Here is a 19,686-nt window from a genome sequence, read left to right as displayed (position 1 = left end):
GCCGGCCCGAAAAGATTTCCTTTCCAAGCCGGCTCCTGCCAGATTAAACGATTTATTTTTTAACCGAGAAACGATATTCCGTAGTCGATTTGTAGGTCTGACCGGGTTTCAATACCGTTGAAGGAAATGACGGCTGATTAGGGGAATCAGGGTAATGCTCTGTTTCCAGACAGAAGCCCCAGCGTTTTTTATAGTTGGTGTTGCCTTTCCCCGTCAGTTTACCGTCGAGGAAGTTACCACTATAAAACTGTACAGCGGGTTCGGTGGTTAATAACTCGATGGTACGGCCCGTCGTTGGTTCGTAAGCAGAACCTTGCGAGATCAGACCAGTACCAGATTGGTCGAATACCCAGCAGTGGTCATAACCGCCGCCATTTTTAATCTGCTCGTCTTTAGTGTCATTAATACGCTTGCCAATGACCGTCGAGCTGGTGAAATCAAAGGGAGTACCTTTCACATCCTGAAGCTTACCCGTTGGAATAAGCGTAGCATCCACAGGAACAATCTTACTCGCTTTCAACTCCACTTCGTGATCGAGAATATCGCGTTTTCCGCCTGTCAGGTTAAAGTAGGTGTGATTGGTTAGGTTAATCACCGTAGACTTATCTGTTGTCGCTTCATAATCAATCCGAAGGGCATTGTCGTTGGTTAGGGTGTACGTAACCGTTACATGGAGCGTTCCGGGGTAACCTTGATCGCCGTCGGGGCTCACCAAGTTGAGTTTCAGACCTACGGTCGAATCCGTTTTTACTTCTTCTGCCGTCCAGACCTTTTTATCAAAACCTACCTTGCCACCGTGCAGGGAGTTGGGGCCATTGTTGATGGGCAGTTTGTAGGTTTTTCCTTCCAGATTAAAGGTGCCCTTAGCAATACGGTTGCCGAAACGGCCAATCAAAGCTCCGAAGTAAGGAACATCCTGACGGTAACCGGCTAACGAATCAAATCCAAGCACAATGTCATCGAAATGGCCGTCTTTGTCGGGCGTGTGTAACTCGGTAATGATTCCACCGTAGTTAGTGATTTTCACGATCATGCCCTTACTGTTGGTGAGCGTGTATAAATCAACGGCCTGGCCTTCGAGTGTTCCGAAAGGAGCTTTGGTAATAGTTGAAGTTTGGGAGGTCATGGTGGAATCTTCTTGAGATTGAGCAGATTTTTCGCTGGAGGACTGGCAGGAAGCTATGGCCAGGCCCAGAGTCAGAGCGAGTCCTCCGGTTTTGAGAAATGATAAAGACATGAGAGTAAGGTTTAAGAGTACGGCCTATGGCTTAGAGCTTTTGCCCTGACAAATCTATACACTTGCCGGAAATGTCCACTACCTCAAAGCAGTGAAGATTAATGGATAGACGAAATTGGTCGTAATTCAACCCGTAAAATCTGCGTAGTGTTTTCAGTAATTTTATAACGGTCGTCGAGGCGTTTGCCCGTTACCCAGACAATATTACCCTTTGATTCAAGAAGATACAGGCTTTCTTTTTCCAGCACTGATACTTTTTGATTAATTAAAAAATCGCTGATTTTCTGCTTTTTACCCTTCATTCCCAGCGGACAAAACCAATCTCCTGATTCCCATAAACGCAATTGTAACGGAAAATCGAGCAGAGATGCATCCAGAAACACGACTTGGGCATCTGAGGAAAAAGAAAAATTTTCAACCCATTGCAACGTCAGGCTGAAAAATGGGGTATTCATAGAAAAAGGAACCGTACTGATTTCGTAGCTGTGCAAGGCCCGGTCTGAATTCGACTGAAGAATCCATTGCTGACGGTCCAGTACGAGTAAGTGGGAGGGGGAGCTATACCGCTTTCCGGTCTGAGCAAAGCGGTTTTCGTAAATGGCTTTACTCTGCTGATACGTAAAATGATACGCCTTGAGCGTTTCGCTGAGAACCAACAAGGGTTCTGGAAAAGCTTCAAGGGCTGTAAAAGGAATAACGGAATTTTGGGTGACGTTTTGTTTAAACGTACCTAGTTGCTGATCAATGAAACGCTCGGCTGCCTGCAAACGATCCAGCGTATGCCGAAGGGTTTGGGTCAAACTAGGATTGAGCTCTTCCAGTAGCGGAACGACATGGTGACGAAGCTGATTTCGCTGATAGGCATCTTTTTCATTACTAGAATCCTCCACCCAACTTAAGCCCTGTTCCTGTGCATATTGATGTAACTGAGTACGATTAAAGCCTAGAAGCGGACGGGTGATAAACCCATTTTTTTCGGGAATCCCGCGAATGCCGGAAAGCCCCGTCCCACGAGTTAGATTCATCAGTAGGGTTTCGAGCGAATCATTCAAATGGTGAGCCGTAAGAATCCAATCAAAATGTTCTTTGACACGAATTTTCTCAAACCAGTCATACCGGAGATTTCGGGCGGTGAGCTGCGTGGAAAGTCCGCTTTGTAGGGCGATAGTTTTGGTATCAAAACGTTCGATATACAAAGGAACCTGATACGATTCGGCCAATGTTTGTACAAAAAACTCATCTCGGAAAGATTCCTGACCTCGTAATTGAAAATTAACGTGGGCGATGGCAAAAGAGAAGCCGGCTTGCTGGAGCAGTTTTGTTAGCACCACCGAATCGAGTCCACCACTCACGGCCACTAACAGGCGGTGGGTTGATGAAAAAAGTTTTCTCTCGTTAATGAATGCTAAAAAATCAGTCAGCACGGATCGGAATAGTTAATTTTGCCAAAGCAATGAAATACTGGCAAATATATATTCTCGGCTTATTACTCGGTCTTCCTTTTTTAGGAGCCGCTCAAAACCCTGCTCCAACAGGAAAAATTGTTGACGTCGATTATTCGGATACACTATGGGTGGATCAGACGGCGGGTAACACCTTTCTACGTGGCAATGTGCGGATGCGGCAGGGTAATATCGTTTTGCTTTGTAATCTAGCTAAGAAGAACGATCTCATTAACGTAGTAGAAGCCTACGGAAATGTAAGAATTATTCAGGGGGACAGTTTGACCCTTACCGGAGATACGGCCATGTATTTTGGTAATACCCGTCAATCGAAAATGCTGGGGCGTGTCGTTACGCTCAACGATAAAACGGCTACGCTAAAAACCCGCAAGCTGGATTATGACATGAACACCCGCATTGCCAGTTATAATACGGGCGGTACGCTGGTGGATAAAACCAGTACGCTGACGAGTAAGGAAGGTTATTACAATACGTTGACGAAGCTGTCACTCTTTAAGAAAAACGTAAAAATGATTAGTCCTGAAACGGACCTGTTTGCTGATTCCCTAAGGTACAGTACCCTTTCCAAAGACGCCTATTTCATTGCTCCGACGAAGATTATTTCAAAAAAGAAAAAATCGCAGGCGGAAAACGATACCCTTTTTACGAGTTCGGGTTCTTATAACTTAAATACACGAATATCGAATTTTAGGGGGCGTTCAACGGTGCGAATGCCTAATAACGAACTCACCGGAGACAGTCTGTTTTACGATCCGATTACTCAGATCGGTATCGCCCGGGGAAACGTGGTGATGATTGCTAAAAAAGATAGTGCGATTTTGACGGGGCAAATCGGAAGGTATTTTGGCAAAACGGGCATTTCCCGGGTGTACGGAGAAGCTCTATTGCGTAAATTCTTTTCCAAGGACACGTTGTTACTCTCGGCGGATACCTTGATTTCACAGGAAATCAGGGGTGTAAAAGACACGACTCGTCGTTTGATTGCGGATCGAAATGTCTTGGTATTCAGGCGGGATTTGCAGGCCAAATGTGATTCATTGATTTATAATATGGCGGATTCACTGATTTCTTTCTTTAAGAAGCCCATTCTCTGGAATGGTCAGAATCAGTCGGAAGCTGATACCATTCTGGTGAGACTGGTGGATAATAAGATGCGGACGATGTATCTCAAACGCCGGGCTTTTATCATTGCCCGAGATACGCTGATGCAATTTAATCAGGTAAAAGGCAGGCGAATAACGGCCTATTTTAATGCCAAATCGGAGCTCGATCATACGCTGGTGGAGGGGAACGGAGAAAGTATTTACTTCGCCAAGAAAGATGATAATAAACCCATTGGCATGAATTATGTCCAATCAGGGCGGATGCGATTACATTTTAAAGAAGGACAGGTTAAACGCATCGCTTTCCTGGGAACGCCAGATGGGGTTTTACATCCCCCAAAAGAAGTAACCAGTGAGAACCGGGAGCTGGATGGTTTTAACTGGCGAGAGAAAGATCGACCGACCCGAGACATGGTTAAACGGGTTAAAAAAACGGTTACTCCACCTGCTAATCCTGTGAGTACGAAGAAAGTACCGACGACGGCTTCGACGAAAAAATGAGAAAATTTGGGGAATTGTTCACAGAAAAGCTTTGGTATATCTTTTTCTGCAAACGATTTCAAAACAAGTAGTAATGCCTAAGGTTACTTTTGTTAATACATGTTAAAAACTTGGCTATCAATATAATATAGCTACATTTGCTTAGGCATTTGGTAGCTTTAGTAGTTTAGATGATTTATGAAACACACTTTACTCTTTCTGTACGGACTTTTAATCGTTTTCCTGTTAGGGAATCCGATTAGCACCTATGCCCAGGGAGAGCCTAAACGCAGTCGATTAGATATTAAGCCTAAAGCAAAATCAACGACCGCCTCGACGCAGATTAATCCTTATTTTTACCCAAAGGCAGAAATTGCCCGCGAAGTAAGACCAAATCGCTCGACGGCTGTCAATGAGTATTACCGGACGCTTTTACGGAATCGACCTAAGTCTAACGGTTCTTCTAAAACGGAACAACCCCTGGCTCCGCTAGCGGTTGTCGCTTCTGAAAGCTCCCGCGATTTTGACGAATCTTCTTCGTCAGAGAAACTGTTTGTTAACGATAAAATCAGCGTTTCCAACCCTTATCCCAATCCTGCGAACGATCATATCGAAGTAGAATATGCCGTAGCAGCTAATGCAGGAGAAGCAAAAATTACGCTGTATAGCCCCCTAGGCATGCAAATGGGAGGGGTGGTATTAGAACCTGGCGAGCGTAAACAACGCATTTCAACCAGTCATTTACCCAACAATATTTACTTTTATCAATTGTCCTTAGAGGGTAAAACCCTAATTACAAAGAAGTTACTGGTTAGGCATCAATAGATTTCCTTTAGTCTGCTTATACGACAAAATCCCGAAGTATGCTCAATAGCATTACTTCGGGATTTTGCGTATGGGGGATATTTTATGGTATTTATAAGAATATCATCGTTAAGCTCGTGACAATCTATGCTGTGCACTGTAAATTCGAAAGTCAAAGGACGGTTTTGGTTTTGTACATATTTAAAAGCTTACGCTCTTGTTTAAAGTTGGTATATTCTTCGGCGGCCCGGCTCGTGAACGGGAGATTTCTTTTCTGGGAGGTAAAACGACTTATACGGGTCTGGATCGCTACCTCTTTGAGCCTATCCCCGTCTTTATTGACGGACGTGGTAACTTTATCCTGATCGATCCGGCGTACATGGAATCGGCGTCCATCCGCGATTTTTACCCTCCTCAGGCCTTTGTTTCTTCAGACAAATATCCTTTCCGGGTCTACGAAGAGTCGCTGAGCTTAAGTCCTGATCAGGAAGAGGCGATGATTGCCAGCGTGGGTAAGCGTCTGTTACCCCATGAGTTTAGGGCCTATTTTGACTTTGCTTTTCTGGCGGTGCACGGCCCGCAACTGGAAGATGGAGCCATTCAGGGTTTACTGGAATGGTACGGTATTCCTTATTACGGTTCCGGCCTTATGGGATCGGGCATTGGTATTGATAAAATCGCTCAGAACGAGCTCATTCAACGAACGGTCGGTTTGCCTAAACGCCTCTTTTCGTTGAGTAAAAGCGAATGGGATCGCTTTGATAAAGAAGTATTATTCGAACAGGTAAAAGCTCGGGTAGGATTACCTTTTGTTTGTAAAGCTCCCCATCAGGGCTCATCCATTGGGGTATCCTTCGTTAAAACCGACGATATAAAGGCATTTGAAGCGGGTGTGCTTCAAAGCTTCTTCCAGAAAACGATTACCCCTCAGGAATGGGTGACGCTTTCTTACGAAGAAAAAGGAGCGTTATTACAGCAAATCACTAATCTGGATGAGGGAATTGCTTTTCCTTTGTTTATCAACGAAGAAAAACTTTGTAAGCACCCTGCTGAGCTTTGGGAAGAATTAGACACCCGTTTCGCCGAGCAATACGAACCCGTTCAGCTCAGTTCGATTCATTCGGAAGATGCCGTCTTATTCGAAAGCTTCGTGAAAGGCCAGGAATTTAGTTGTGGGGTTATTCAGGACTTTGACGGAAAACCGCTGGCTTTACCTCCTTCCGAAGTCATCAAAGATGATGAGGACATTGTTTTTGACTTTAAAACCAAGTATTTAACCTCAGTAGTTCGTAAAGGAATTCCAATCCGTACGAGCTTAGAGAATAATGAAAAAGTCCACGCGTACGTAAAGGAAACGTTCCGTTTGTTTGCTTTCGGAGCCTGTGCCCGCATTGATGGGTTCTTAAGCCCGGAGGGAGAAGTGCTTTTGCACGATCCTAATACCTTACCTGGCATGTCACCGTCTTCGTTTATTTTCAAACAAATGGCAGAAATTGGCTTGAATGTAACGGACTCGCTGACTTATTTCATTCGATTCTCCTTACGCGAACGCATTCGCACGGGTAAGTTCACTGGTATTTACCGCAAAGAATTAGCCAAACTCGATGCTCTTATCAAGGATCGTACGGCTCATTTAGCCAGTCGACCCACAAAATTAATAGCCTTTGAAGCGACGGATGAATCCTATGAAATTGCTAAAAAACTTTACAATGTCCTGACAGCCTCAGCCGAATGGCGACCTCTGTTGGTGTATAAGCACCCAGCGTTAGGCGAGGTAGTAATCAATGCAGCCTATATGGCTAAGCCCGGTATCGTGGATTTGAATGCTTCTCTTACTGAACCTTTGCATCCGCTCATTGCCGCTTGCCGGGAAAATGCTCTGGAAGTTACCCGCTTTATTACGGGCGATTCTGTTCCAGAAGTCATTGCCTATCAATAAAATTCATTCATTAATACAGCAAAAAAAGAACCGCCCTAATAGGAGCGGTTCTTTTTTATTACAGCTATGATAATTACTAAACTAAACTAGTCTTTATTCTATTAACGTACTACGAACTCGCCCTGGCCAATTTTGAACCCTTCGGCGTAAAGTTCTACGTTATATTTACCTTTTTTGTACTCTTGACCGCGAGTGTACAGCATTTCTACCTGAGGACGGTTATTGTTGAACTGCACGGACTGCTTATAGGTGTATTGCATGTCACGACCCTGGAAAGAGAAGATGCCTGAACCCGTTTCGGTATCTGATAATACGGCACCCTGAGGATCAACCACGCGAAGCATGATGTCTTTCGATTCTTCTTTCGTTAAAGGGTTAGGAGCCAGCGTAAAGGCTACTTTGATTTTATCTACTCTTCTACCTTTATACTCGTTGTCATCGTTTTCACGCGTTTTACCTCTTTTATTTACAGCCAGTACCCGAACGCCTTCCGCACGCAGAGCTGAACCAATGGTTACTTTATCAGCCAGTTCCTGGTTAGAAGTACGCAAATTACTTACCGAGTCACTATAGGAACGCCGCGTATTGTCCAAGTCGGTACGGATCGTTGTGTTTTCCTGGGTTAACTGTTGGTTCTGCGTATTCAACTGACCATTTTCTTCTTGTAAACGAGCAATTTCTTCGTCTTTCTGGGTCAGGATAGCTTCGTATTCTTTAATTTTCTTAGTGTACTTGGCAATGGATACATTTTTAGACTTCAACAAAGAAGATTTATCTGCTTCTAATTGTGCTTTTAACTTTTGCAGCTCTTCGATGTTACCACCTAATTGCTGAACCTGAGCAATTTTGGCGTCTAACTCCCGAGAAATCGAGTCGAGTCGGCTGTGGGTAATAGCTAAGTCCCGGGCTTTCACACTGATTTCAGTGGATTGCTTATCCGTTTCCGATTTTTCTTGGAAGAGCAAGAAGCCTAGTACACCAGAGATGGCAAGCATTACTGCAAACGCAGCTCCCCAAATTCCACTTGATTGTTTGTTTTGATTCGTAGTTTCCATAATAATCAATTATTAACTGGATAAAGGGTTACACAAGAAAGTGAGTTACCACTAAAGAAGAATAATAATTAGAATTGAGTTAATGATCCGGTTACTAACTGGCCCTGGCTGAATGAAAAATTCACTTAACATTTTCAGACCGTCCTTAGTTATGGTAAGGGGTTGATTTGTAATTGGTTCTCAAATCATATTAACGAGATTTTAAGGATGTGTGGATTTATAAGTTTTAAATTTTTTAGATAAAATGTTCAAATTCACTTTTCCTGGATTTGAGCCAAAACTTAAGAAAAGATATAAAAATGGAATAAAAGGCAAGGAATGGTTTGTCATTTGAATCCACTTCTTATAATTGCAGACCTTTTTATAAAATCATAGCTTCAATCTAATATTTACTAACAATTCATAACATATTATGTCAACCGGTCTCGACGCAATTATCCGCCAGAAAGTACAAAATTGGGTTTCAGGAAATTATGATGAAACAACAAAGTCAGCTGTTCAAAAGCTGATTGATGAGGGAAATGACACAGAATTGACCGATGCTTTCTATAAAGAGCTGGAGTTTGGTACGGGCGGTCTTCGCGGATTAATCGGCGTAGGTTCTAATCGCATGAACCGCTATACAGTAGGAGCTGCTACGCAGGGTCTGGCCAATTATTTAAAGAAAAGCTTTCCCAATCAGGAGATTAAAGTGGCCATCGCTCACGATAGCCGCAACATGTCACCCGAGTTTGCTCAAGTAGCGGCTGACATTTTCTCTGCCAATGGTATCAAGGTATATCTGTTTAGTGAACTGCGTCCTACTCCTGAGCTTTCCTTCACAATTCGTCTGCTGGGTTGTCAGAGTGGCGTAGTGATCACCGCTTCGCATAACCCTAAAGAATACAACGGTTATAAAGCTTACTGGAACGATGGAGCTCAGGTAGTAGCTCCACACGATAAAAATATCATTACCGAAGTAAATGCCATTCAGTCAATTGATGACATCAACTTTGAAGGAAACCCTGATCTGATTGAAAGCATTGGCGAAGAGGTGGATGCCAAATACCTGGAGCAGGTGATTACCAAGAACGTGGTTAATCCCGCGGTTATTGAGCGTCAGAAAGACCTGAAAATTGTCTACACTCCAATTCACGGAACTGGAATTACGCTGGTACCAAAAGCTCTGGAGAAAATTGGCTTTACCAATGTAACCATCGTTGAAAAACAGGCTACGCCCGATGGTAACTTCCCAACGGTAGTTTACCCGAACCCGGAAGAAACCGAGGCGATGACGCTGGCGATGAATCAGGCCAAAGAAATTGATGCAGATTTAGTAATGGCAACAGACCCCGATGCCGACCGCGTGGGTTCTGCCGTAAAGAATGCCGATGGCGAATGGCAGCTTTTAAACGGTAACCAGATGGCCAGTCTGATTATCTTCTATCTGTTGAGAGCCTGGAAGGAAGCCGGTAAATTAACCGGAAAAGAATTCGTCGCCAAAACTATTGTAACGACGGATCTGATCGATAAAATGTGTGATAGTTACGGGGTAAATTGTTACAATACCCTCACAGGCTTCAAATACATTGCGGGTGTTATTCGCGATCTGGAAGGTAAAGAGCAGTTCATTGGTGGTGGGGAAGAAAGTTATGGTTATCTGATTGGTGACGCTGTTCGCGACAAAGATGCGATTGCCTCCTGTGCCATGATTGCGGAGCTAACGGCCTATGCCAAAGATAACGGCCAGAGTCTGTTTGATATGCTTACAGAGATGTACATGGAAAACGGTTTCTATTACGAAGGACTGATTTCACTGACGAAAAAAGGCAAAGAAGGAGCCGAAGAGATTCAGCGAATGATGAGCGACATGCGTAATAACCCACCTGCGGAAGTAGCTGGTTCGAAGCCTGTCACGATTCTGGATTACCAAAATCTGGTTTCAAAGGATGTGGCAACGGGTCAGCAAACGTCGATTCCTGCCGAGATGGGTATCGAGAAGTCAAACGTAATTCAACTGATTCTGGCGGATGGTTCGAAGGTATCCGCTCGTCCTTCGGGCACCGAACCTAAAATTAAATTCTACGTATCGGTAAATGCTCCTCTGGAGAAGGCAGAAGATTTCAACGCTACTTACGATGCCTTAAAAGCGAAAGTAAAACAGATTCAGGAAGATCTGGGCTTGAAATAATCGGCTTCCGATTTTATCTTAGCACAAGGGCTGGTGAGTGTTCATCAGCCCTTCTTTTATGAATGAATGTATGACTAAAGAATTTTTGCTGGAGCGGCTCAAAGCTATCGTTGACGAAAAAGTAAGCATTGCCTGGAACGCCATGCAGGCGGCTCAGGCTTCGGCTAATGAAGAGAGTAAAAGCTCTGCTGGCGATAAATACGAAACGGGCCGGGCCATGGCTCAAAACGAACGCGATCGATACGCTCAGCAATACGAGTTACTGCGTCAGGAGCGTTTACAACTCGAACGCAAGGAGTTAGCCATGCCCTGCCAGAAAGGAGAATTGGGAGCTTTGATTCAGGCGAATGACGAATGGTTTTTCATTGCCATTAGTATAGGAGCTTTGGAGATAGAGGAGACTAAAGTATTCGTGATCTCACCCGGATCTCCCATTGGAAATCAGTTACTTCACAAACGAGTAGGAGATACCTTTTTCTTTAATCGGAAAACCTATCAGATTACCAGTGTAAGTTAGGCACAAAAAAAACCCGCCAATCTGGTGGGTTTTTTCTAACTGTATGCAAACAGGTAAAAAATCAGAAATAAAAGGGATACTCTATACTAAACTAATCTTGAGCGAACTGAACTTTCAAATAGTTCAGACGACTCTTAATGGAATTATCAATCTGATTATCTCCTACCCGCAGTAAATAACCCCCGATGAGTTGAGGATCTACGGTCTCCGACAGCTCGATACTCTTACCCGTCTGTTTGGCAATCATTGCTTTAAATTCGCTACGTTGCGTTTCAGTCAGGGCAGAAGCCGTCGTAATATGGGCTACCTCGATGCCTTTGAGCTGCTGGTATTGCCGATTAAATTCTTTGGCAACCGCAGGCAGCAGGGCTTCACGGTTTTTCTTAGTAATAATTTCAAAAATGCTGAAAGTAATCGGATTCACCCGTGCTTCGAACAGGGCTTTTAAGATTTCCAGTTTCTTCCAGTGCTTAACGATAGGGCTTTTCAGCGTAAGAGCAAGCGAACGGTTTTGCTGGCAGGTTTCTGCAAACAACTGCATATCGTTATAAACCGTATCCAGTACTGCTTTTTCCTGAGCAAGCCCGATCAATGACTTTGCATATCGAAACGCTACGCTTTGTTCAGACATAGTGGGATGCATATTTGCGAACACAAGCATTGGAGCTCGTTTTCGCCGTGCGGAATTAGTTCAGTTTTGCGTCTTGGAGCCAATCGTTTACTAAAGCTTCCTGAGCATTTTTGTCGGATAATTCACGACGAAGTACTTTCTCAGCAATTTCAACGGCAATTTTAGCTGTTTCATTTTTCAGCTTAGAAACGGCAGCAGCCTGTTCTTCACGGAATGCTTTACGAGCTTTCTCAATTTCAGCTTTGGCTTCCTGAGCGGCTTCGTTTTTAGCAGTCGCGATCATTTTTTCTGCCGTTTGACGAGCTTGTTTGAGGATGGCATCCCGCTCAATCAAAGCATCTGCTTTGGCTCTATCGTTGTCAGCCTTAAGCTGAGCCATTTCATTACGAGTGTTTTTTGCTAATTCAATAGCATCCTCGATTGATTTTTCACGCTCACTCAGACTTGATAAAATAGGTCTCCAGGCGTACTTACCCAGTACAAATACTAACAGCAGAAAGAATACTAACTGCCAGAAAATAAGACCAAGACTTGGGGTAATTAAGTCCATGTTAGTGGGAACTATTTGGGTGTTGGAAATTGAAAACCAGGTTAATACTAACCCTGCGTTTTAATATTCTCTTTCTTGTTTCACTAAGATTGATACCAGGTCTGGTCACCTAATGCAAGCCAGACCTGATACCTAATAACTCTACGTACGTTCGTACTTGAAGCGTAACTTATTTTACGGCAACAAGCAGACAGATTACTGCACCGAACAGAGCAACGGCTTCCACGAAGGCAGCTACGATCAACATCGCACCCTGAACTTTACCAGATGCTTCTGGCTGACGAGCGATTGCTTCCATAGCCGTACCACCGATACGACCGATACCCAGACCTGCTCCAATAGCAACCAGACCAGCACCGATAGCAGCACCTAAGTAAGCTAATGAAAGTCCACCTTCTTGAGCAGCTTGTAAGAGAATAGTCAACATGACTGTTTGTAATTATAAGAGTGAAACAAAAAATGTATAAAAAGCCTCAGGCCAAATCAGCCCTTGGGTACAAATTCAAAGATTAATGATGATCGTCGTGGTGATGTTCTTCCACGGCAGCTCCGATGTAACTAGCGGTTAACACGGTGAAGATGTAGGCCTGAAGTACGGCTACTAAAAGCTCAATCATCGTCATAAACACGGTGAAAGGACCTACAATCACACTTAAAGCAGCTGACTTGAAAATAAAGATCAAGCTCAGTAAGCTCAAGAGGATAATGTGACCTGCCGTAACGTTGGCAAAAAGACGAACCATCAATGAGAAAGGCTTCATCATCATACCCACGATCTCTACGGGAGTCATCACAATAAGCATCCATTTGGGTACACCAGGCATGGCAAAAATGTGCGTCCAGTAGGTTTTGCGACCGTTGAAGTTCACAATGATGAACGTTAAAACGGCGAGGGTCAACGTAACGGCGATGTTACCTGTTACGTTAGCTGCTCCTGGAAGCAGGCCAAGCAGGTTGTTAATCCAGATGAAGAAGAATACCGTCAGCAGGTAAGGAAGGAAGCGGCGGTAATGTTTTTCACCAATATAATTCTTTGCTACTTCGTCACGAATAAAGATGACGAAAGGCTCCATCGCAGACTGAATTCCTTTGGGAGCTTTACCCTGACGTTTCGCGTAACCATTGCGAACGGCAAAGAAAATCGTAATTAAAAGAATGACACTAATGATCAGAGAAGCTACGTTCTTGGTAATGGAAAAATCATAAACGGTAGATTCATCCTCTGATGTGAAATGTTCGTGATGTAAAGTAAATCCATCATGCTCACCTGACCCGTGATAGAATTCCTTTGAAGAGTATACATGAACCCCCCGGGTTGGCGTATACAGGATCACAGGTAGAGGAATAGCCAGGTGCGATTCGCCAATAGTTGCTAAATGCCACTGGTGTTCATCGGCTACGTGATGAAGAATAGTTTGACCAGGATTAAATTCTTCCGCTTCTCCATGGCTATGGGTGGCTTCCGCATGCCCTTCGTGCTCATGTTGAGCAAAAGTAGCTGGCGAGCTAAAAACGGAAAATACTAGAGTTAGAATACTGATAGCAAGTGCTTTATACGAACGATTGCGGCTCATCACGTCTGGATTTCAGGGCTTTTTCTCCGAAAAGTGCCGCAAGTTACTATACACTCCGGCAATTTCAAAACCTGTGAAAAATAAATAGAGTACAAAAAATTGAATTATGAAGTGCTTGATAGCAAGCGTGCCTAGAAAAAAGTAGACTATCAGGAATACAAAACTCAATACAAGCCGTAAAACCATGCTCGCCATGTAAAAAGTAACGAACTTGTCGCCGTTTTGGGCCATGCCCCTTTCCACCAGCCGATGGTTTAAAAATCCGAGGCCCCCAAAGAAGGCTAACATTTCCCAGCTTTGCGGATGAATCCAAGACTGGAGGCCTAGCACTGGAGCTAGAAAAAATACAATTCCTACGAGAATGATAGGGATAATTAACCGCCACATATCAGCTATTCTTAATAGATCAGGCTGTAAAGGTAGGAACGAAATAAGGACGTAGATGCAGGAGAACCTCCCTGCGTGCTAGGTTTTAGGTAAACTACGGATCAAAGAAATTAGAGCGGCCATAATGAAAAATAACGAACAGCCAATGGTAAACCAGGGTGTTTTGGTTTCCATCCACTCGTCGAGTTTAAGGCCTAAAAACACGCCTACGCCGATGGTAACCAGCATCTGCATGGCAATACCCGTGTAGCGAATGTAGGGATTAGATTGGGGATCCTGGCCTGCCATAGGTGTTAAGGTAAAAAGGTTTTGAATTCATATTTGGTAAGAATTTACGAACTTGGCATAAAAAATAAGCCAGCCCCTACGTTTTAGAATCGATGTAATTATTTCCATGCCAACTCCCTTGTATCGATATTCTTTTATTGCCCTTTTTCTTCTGACTGGTCTGTTTAGCTGCACGCAACACTCAACGGCTCCGGCAAATGTGGCTTTCCATAATGTTACTTCCAAGTATAATGCCTTATTGCAGGCTCGGGAAATAATGGGAGAAGCCGAAAAAACGCTTTTTGCTAATCGTCAGGATAACTATGCCATTCTATTACCTGTGTTAATGCCCATCGATTCGATGGAAACCAAACAGGTAGAAAAAGATTTAACGGCAATTATTAAAAAGTCTTCTCTGGTAGCCGAGCGTCACCAGAATGCTAAATATTTGCCCGATGCCTACGTGTTGCTGGGGAAAGCCCGCCTGCTTCAGGGAGATTTTAAAAATGCCATCGAAACCTTTAAGTACGTTAATACGAATTATCCCGAGTCGAATGCCCGACCGGATGCTTTGATTGGATTGATGCGAGCCTATACCGAGCAGGATGAATACCGCTCGGCTCTGCGAGTAGCTGAGGTAGTGCGGAATTTACCCTTATCCAAGGAACAAACCCTGACGTATTACTTAACGAAAGCTTACCTGCATGAGCTTAATCGGGAATACGCCATTGCAGCGGCCATTTTGGAAGAAAGCCTTCCGTTAATGAAGAAAAACGAAAAGAAAGCCCGGGTGTATTACGCTCTCGGACAACTTTACGAATTAACTTCTAAGCCCGAAAAAGCTCTCGAGAAATACGCTTCGGTTCAGAGAAGCCGTCCGAACTATGATCTTTCTTTTTATGCCCGCCTGAACGCGTTGCTCAATGAGCCCAATACCGATCCCAAAGTAAGCTTTAACAAGATGCTTAAAGATCGTAAGAATGCTGATTTACAAGATCAGATTTACTTCGCTATGGGCTCATTTGAAGAACGCCGGGGTCGCATTCGCGAGGCTTTGCCTTTTTACAAGCAGGCCGCCTCCAGAGCCACAGAGCGGCCTGAGCAGCTTTCTGCTATTTATCTACGAATTGCGGATTTGAGCTATGAGCCTTTGCAGGAATACGAAGCAGCTAAAATGTATTATGACAGTACAATTGCATTGAATCCGCGGAGCCTGCCTAACCTGGCTCAAATCACGGAGAAAAAGAAAGTGCTTGACGCTTTTGTAGAGCATTGGAAAGTCATAAAAACCGAAGATAGTTTACAGCGATTGGCGGCTATGAATCCGACTCAGTTGGATAAATATCTGGAAACGTACGTAAAGCAGAAAAAAGAGAAAGAAGCCCGCGAAAAACAGATCGCCGAAGAAAAAGCTGCTCGGGCTCAGCAGGAGCAGATTCTGGCTTCTTCGGGGATGCAGCCGGATAATGTGCAGGCGTCGAATGCCTGGTATTTCTATAATCCAGCTTCGGTACAACGCGGTCGGCAGGAATTTCAGGAAAAGTGGGGGACGCGTACGCTGGAGGATAACTGGCGAAGGGCAACCAAGGAAACGTCTTTAAACCCCGAAGCGGTGGCTGCGGCCCGCAATGCCAACAGTACTCAGTCTGGGTCAGGTAATGTGACGGAGGTAAAGCTTTCTCCGCTGCAACAGGAAGTAGAAACGCTCAAGAAGACGATTCCGTTTGGGCCGGATGCGTTGGTAGAATCGAAGAAAAAGCAGGAGTACGCGTATTATGAATTAGGAAAAATTTACCGACTTGGGTTGGGAGAAAACGACAAAGCCATTGCCACGTTTGAAAAATTACTAGCCCTTTTTCCAGCTACGCAATACGAAGCCGAAACCCTGTATTTATCTTACCTGGCTAGCGAAGGGACACCCCGCCAGAATGAATTCAAAAACCGCTTGTTCCAGAAGTTTCCTGAATCCTATTACGTCAGACTCATCAATCGCAGCAGCTTAACGCCCCTGACAGCCGGAGCAGAAGCCGCCGCTCAGAACCTGTACGCCCAAGCTTACGAAGCGTATCAGAAGGGAGAATATGCCAATGCTCTCACGCAGACCGAGCAGGGATTAAAGCAATATGCCGGCAATGCACTCGAAGATAAATTTGCTCTGTTGAAAACTATGCTGGTAGCTAAAACCGAAAATGCCGAGGCCTATCGAAAAGCTCTGACGGTTTTCATTGATAATTATCCTTCGAGTAACTTGGTTAATATGGCGAAAGAGATGTTAACAGCTGCCAAGGGTAAATAAGCTAAAATAGATTACTGGTATCATCTCGACGTTGTTTCGTGAAAAGGATTTACCTAAAAGGTATGCTTCTCTATTGATTTTTTAACATTTGTAAAAGGATGGCTTGTTCTGAGAATAGAGTTTTGTTTTTGTAAACAAAACAGTTCTACCTATGAGCGTTATGCCTCCTTATCTTCTGTGCTTACTCTATTTTTTGGCCTATCTTATCGGCTGTCCATTGAACTATTAGACGCTTTAGATTAATCTACTTCTGTTAGCGAAGCGGAGAATGGTTTGTTAGAGAATGGTTTGTTAGTAATCTGAAACATACGAAGAACGGTCTATACCGTATCAATTCAGGATAAGATGAATCTGAGTAAGAAAACAAGCGTTTAACGGCTGGATTATTTACATTTCTCAGGACTATTTAAGTCCTTCTTTAGAGAGCTATTATAGTTTTCATTAGGTAACTAGCAGAGGCTTTCAGGGAAGCTCATCATCAAAATAGGGAAGGATTGCGTGCTATTAGCAAGAAAATGATAGTGCCTTATTCAAGGCAGGAATTAGTATTAACTATTGAATCATTTCTGAAATGAAAACTTTACTGTTCGTGCCGCTTCTATGGGGAATAAGGGCTGTTGATACGAAACCAATCGCTAGCAACGAAAGAGAAATGGCTGTGTCCTTTGTTAAAGCTATTCATGAAGCAGATTTTAATAAGCAAGAAATTTTAGAAGCTTACTTTAGCAACGGTACTAACAAAGAAGATGACAGCATTCAAATAAAAAGGAAAGAACTTATAGGAATGGTATTAGAAAGTGTTCATCAAAAGATAGCTCCCAAAGACCTGCGTACGTTTCAATATGTCCCTTACGAAAAATTACCTAAGGAAGAGCAAAACCTATTGCATAAGCAAAAACATGATGAAAGAGTTTTCTGCGTTAAATCAAATAATGAGACGTTGTTAAATCTTTTAATAAAAGACAAAAAGATTCTATCTTTTATAACCATGGATAAAGGCGGTACTAGATTTTGGGTAATGTTATGATTATAGGCTAAATGCAGGTTTGAAAAGCTAAATAATAGGGGATAAATATGGAAAATGTAGATTACTTTTTAACGTGGATGCAATTACTATGTGCACTGCTTTGTCAGGTATTTAATTGTTATGGAGAAATGGCCTATTATCCGTTGTGGTATAATGAAACAGGATTTCCTTTATATTACCTGGTGTCGTATTTTTCTACAAAATGGCCCGAAATTCTTTTGGAAACCTTCTTATATCTGGCAATGATTGGAATCCAAATTTCATTAGTAAAAAAAGGAGTTTTAACCAAAAAGAGAGTTATGTGGGCTTTGGGGTTTCCTGTGCTGTATGTTTTATATACGGTAGTTTTTACGAAAAGTTTCGCCTGTTTTACGGCTTTAACTTGGCTAGTTTTAGTAGGCCCTGTAGCCGCGTATGTAGGAATTTTAGCCTTAAGAATTCAGCTACAATATCAGTATCACAAGCCCTGAAGAAATGAGAGGAATACGCCTAGACGTATTCCTCTTTCAATCTATTTACATCAGCTTTTTATACTTAATCCGCTTAGGTGTAGCATCCGTACCCAGACGTTTGCGGCGGTTTTCTTCGTATTCACTGAAGTTACCTTCAAACCAGTATACCTGTGAATCCCCTTCAAAAGCCAGAATGTGTGTAGCAATCCGGTCAAGGAACCAGCGGTCGTGGGAAATGATTACGGCACAACCCGCGAAGTTTTCCAGCCCTTCTTCCAGTGCCCGGAGCGTGTTAATGTCCAGGTCGTTGGTTGGCTCATCCAACAGGAGCAGGTTAGAACCTTCCTTAAGCATCATGGCCAGGTGAACGCGGTTACGCTCGCCACCGGAAAGATTCGAAATTTTCTTTTCCTGATCCGAACCACTAAAGTTAAAGCGGCTGACGTAAGCCCGGGCATTCACCATTTTTCCACCAATCAGCATGGGGTCATTGCCGCCCGAGATGGTTTCGTAAACGGATTTGTCGGCTTTTAAGCTGTCGTGTAACTGATCTACGTAAGCCAGTTGAACGGTTTCACCCACTTCTACCGACCCTGTATCGGGCTTTTCGTTATTCGTTAATAACTTGAAAAGGGTAGATTTACCCGCACCGTTGGGCCCAATGACGCCGACAATACCAGCCGGAGGTAAAGAAAATGTCAGATTTTCGAAAAGAATCTTATCGCCGTAAGCTTTTGAAACATTTTCGATCTCAATGACCTTACTTCCCAGACGCGGACCCGCCGGGATGAAGATTTCCAACTTCTCTTCCCGCTCTTTTATGTCCTCATTTAACAGACGTTCGTAAGCACCCAGACGGGCTTTGGATTTAGCCTGACGAGCCTTGGGAGCCATGCGTACCCAGTCAAGCTCGCGTTGCAGGGTTTTCTGGCGTTTGGACTCCTGCTTCTCTTCCTGAGCCAAGCGGTTTTGTTTTTGCTCCAGCCAGGACGTGTAATTGCCCTTCCAGGGGATGCCTTCGCCGCGATCCAGCTCCAGAATCCAGCCCGCTACGTTATCCAGGAAGTAACGGTCGTGGGTAACGGCAATGACGGTTCCTTTATAAAGACGTAAGTGTTCTTCCAGCCAGAGTACCGACTCTGCATCCAGGTGGTTGGTTGGCTCATCAAGTAACAGAACGTCAGGCTGTTGGAGTAGCAGACGGCACAGAGCTACCCGGCGACGTTCCCCACCAGAAAGGTTCGCAATTTTAGCATCTTCGGGTGGGCAACGCAGAGCGTCCATGGCCCGTTCCAGACGTGTATCCAGCTCCCAGGCGTCCAGAGCGTCCAGTTTTTCCTGAACTTCTCCCTGACGAGCTAACAGTTTATCAAAATCAGCATCAGGTTCTCCGAAGGCCTCATTGATCGCATCAAATTCTTTGAGTAAGTTTACAACCTCAGCGACGCCTTCTTCTACGACCTCACGAACGGTTTTTTCGGGGTCCAGTTGGGGCTCCTGTTCCAGCATGCCCACGGAGTATCCGGGTGAAAAAACCACGTCACCCTGGTAACTTTTATCAATGCCGGCAATGATTCGCATTAAGGTAGATTTACCAGAACCATTTAACCCTAGAATTCCGATTTTTGCCCCGTAAAAAAAGGAAAGAGAAATGTTTTTGATGATCGTTCGGCTGGGTGGAATTACTTTACTCACCCGAGACATCGAAAAGATTATGGTTTCGTTACTCATTTT

General features: G+C 43.9%; 17 protein-coding genes. 8 read left to right on the top strand and 9 right to left on the bottom strand.

From position 1 onward, the window contains the following. Positions 1-52: 52 nt before the first annotated feature. Positions 53-1,237: an aldose epimerase family protein gene (locus QE357_RS20105; RefSeq protein WP_106637065.1), complete on the bottom strand. Its 1,185-nt coding sequence runs from the start codon at positions 1,235-1,237 to the stop codon at positions 53-55. Between the two features lie 98 nt (positions 1,238-1,335). After that, complete coding sequence (tilS, locus tag QE357_RS20100) at positions 1,336-2,661, bottom strand: tRNA lysidine(34) synthetase TilS (RefSeq protein WP_309711239.1); 1,326 nt, start codon at positions 2,659-2,661, stop codon at positions 1,336-1,338. A 29-nt stretch (positions 2,662-2,690) separates the two neighbouring features. On the opposite strand from tilS, the gene QE357_RS20095 reads away from it, so the two are divergent. The 3 genes from QE357_RS20095 to QE357_RS20085 all read left to right on the top strand — a co-directional run bounded on the left by QE357_RS20095 (position 2,691) and on the right by QE357_RS20085 (position 7,026). After that, positions 2,691-4,304, top strand: coding sequence for an OstA-like protein (locus QE357_RS20095; protein WP_157830360.1), 1,614 nt, complete (start codon positions 2,691-2,693; stop codon positions 4,302-4,304). 177 nt (positions 4,305-4,481) lie between these two features. After that, a complete protein-coding gene (locus tag QE357_RS20090) occupies positions 4,482-5,108 on the top strand; it encodes a T9SS type A sorting domain-containing protein (RefSeq protein WP_106637062.1) in 627 nt (208 codons plus the stop codon). Between the two features lie 196 nt (positions 5,109-5,304). After that, positions 5,305-7,026 carry a D-alanine--D-alanine ligase gene (locus QE357_RS20085; protein ID WP_309711234.1) on the top strand — a complete coding sequence of 574 codons (1,722 nt, stop codon included), beginning with the start codon at positions 5,305-5,307 and terminating at the stop codon, positions 7,024-7,026. A gap of 101 nt (positions 7,027-7,127) precedes the next feature. On the opposite strand, the gene QE357_RS20080 is transcribed toward QE357_RS20085, so the two are convergent. Next, positions 7,128-8,081: a hypothetical protein gene (locus tag QE357_RS20080; protein ID WP_106637061.1), complete on the bottom strand. Its 954-nt coding sequence runs from the start codon at positions 8,079-8,081 to the stop codon at positions 7,128-7,130. Between the two features lie 412 nt (positions 8,082-8,493). Between QE357_RS20080 and QE357_RS20075 the strand changes: the two genes are divergently transcribed. Next, on the top strand, positions 8,494-10,251 hold the full coding sequence (locus QE357_RS20075; protein WP_309711230.1) for a phospho-sugar mutase: 1,758 nt from the start codon (positions 8,494-8,496) through the stop codon (positions 10,249-10,251). Positions 10,252-10,321: 70 nt separating this feature from the next. Continuing rightward, positions 10,322-10,768: a transcription elongation factor gene (locus QE357_RS20070; protein ID WP_307141548.1), complete on the top strand. Its 447-nt coding sequence runs from the start codon at positions 10,322-10,324 to the stop codon at positions 10,766-10,768. A 91-nt stretch (positions 10,769-10,859) separates the two neighbouring features. Here QE357_RS20070 and atpH read toward each other — a convergent pair whose 3' ends face one another. From atpH to QE357_RS20045, 5 genes are all read right to left on the bottom strand, one after another. Continuing rightward, the gene (gene atpH / locus QE357_RS20065) at positions 10,860-11,399 is read right to left on the bottom strand and encodes an ATP synthase F1 subunit delta (protein WP_307141547.1); all 540 of its coding nucleotides are present in this window, start codon (positions 11,397-11,399) and stop codon (positions 10,860-10,862) included. 55 nt (positions 11,400-11,454) lie between these two features. Next, positions 11,455-11,949 carry a F0F1 ATP synthase subunit B gene (gene atpF / locus QE357_RS20060; protein ID WP_106637058.1) on the bottom strand — a complete coding sequence of 165 codons (495 nt, stop codon included), beginning with the start codon at positions 11,947-11,949 and terminating at the stop codon, positions 11,455-11,457. Positions 11,950-12,118: 169 nt separating this feature from the next. Further along, positions 12,119-12,376: an ATP synthase F0 subunit C gene (gene atpE, locus QE357_RS20055; protein ID WP_106637057.1), complete on the bottom strand. Its 258-nt coding sequence runs from the start codon at positions 12,374-12,376 to the stop codon at positions 12,119-12,121. Between the two features lie 82 nt (positions 12,377-12,458). After that, positions 12,459-13,523 carry a F0F1 ATP synthase subunit A gene (gene atpB / locus QE357_RS20050; protein WP_309711225.1) on the bottom strand — a complete coding sequence of 355 codons (1,065 nt, stop codon included), beginning with the start codon at positions 13,521-13,523 and terminating at the stop codon, positions 12,459-12,461. Positions 13,524-13,988: 465 nt separating this feature from the next. Beyond that, the gene (locus QE357_RS20045) at positions 13,989-14,198 is read right to left on the bottom strand and encodes an AtpZ/AtpI family protein (protein WP_106637054.1); all 210 of its coding nucleotides are present in this window, start codon (positions 14,196-14,198) and stop codon (positions 13,989-13,991) included. A gap of 106 nt (positions 14,199-14,304) precedes the next feature. Between QE357_RS20045 and QE357_RS20040 the strand changes: the two genes are divergently transcribed. From QE357_RS20040 to QE357_RS20030, 3 genes are all read left to right on the top strand, one after another. Further along, entirely contained in the window at positions 14,305-16,473 is a 2,169-nt protein-coding gene (locus tag QE357_RS20040) for a tetratricopeptide repeat protein (protein ID WP_309711221.1), read from the top strand. A gap of 571 nt (positions 16,474-17,044) precedes the next feature. Next, entirely contained in the window at positions 17,045-17,500 is a 456-nt protein-coding gene (locus QE357_RS20035; RefSeq protein ID WP_309711217.1) for a hypothetical protein, read from the top strand. Positions 17,501-17,547: 47 nt separating this feature from the next. Beyond that, complete coding sequence (locus QE357_RS20030; RefSeq protein WP_309711214.1) at positions 17,548-17,970, top strand: hypothetical protein; 423 nt, start codon at positions 17,548-17,550, stop codon at positions 17,968-17,970. A 45-nt stretch (positions 17,971-18,015) separates the two neighbouring features. Here the strand turns inward: QE357_RS20030 and ettA are convergent, their stop codons facing one another. Next, positions 18,016-19,683 carry an energy-dependent translational throttle protein EttA gene (gene ettA / locus QE357_RS20025; protein WP_309711212.1) on the bottom strand — a complete coding sequence of 556 codons (1,668 nt, stop codon included), beginning with the start codon at positions 19,681-19,683 and terminating at the stop codon, positions 18,016-18,018. Between the last annotated feature and the right edge of the window lie 3 nt (positions 19,684-19,686).

The sequence above is a fragment of the Siphonobacter sp. SORGH_AS_0500 genome (assembly GCF_031453245.1).
Classification (GTDB): Bacteria; Bacteroidota; Bacteroidia; order Cytophagales; family Spirosomataceae; genus Siphonobacter.
This window is presented reverse-complemented; position numbering and strand designations above follow the sequence as displayed.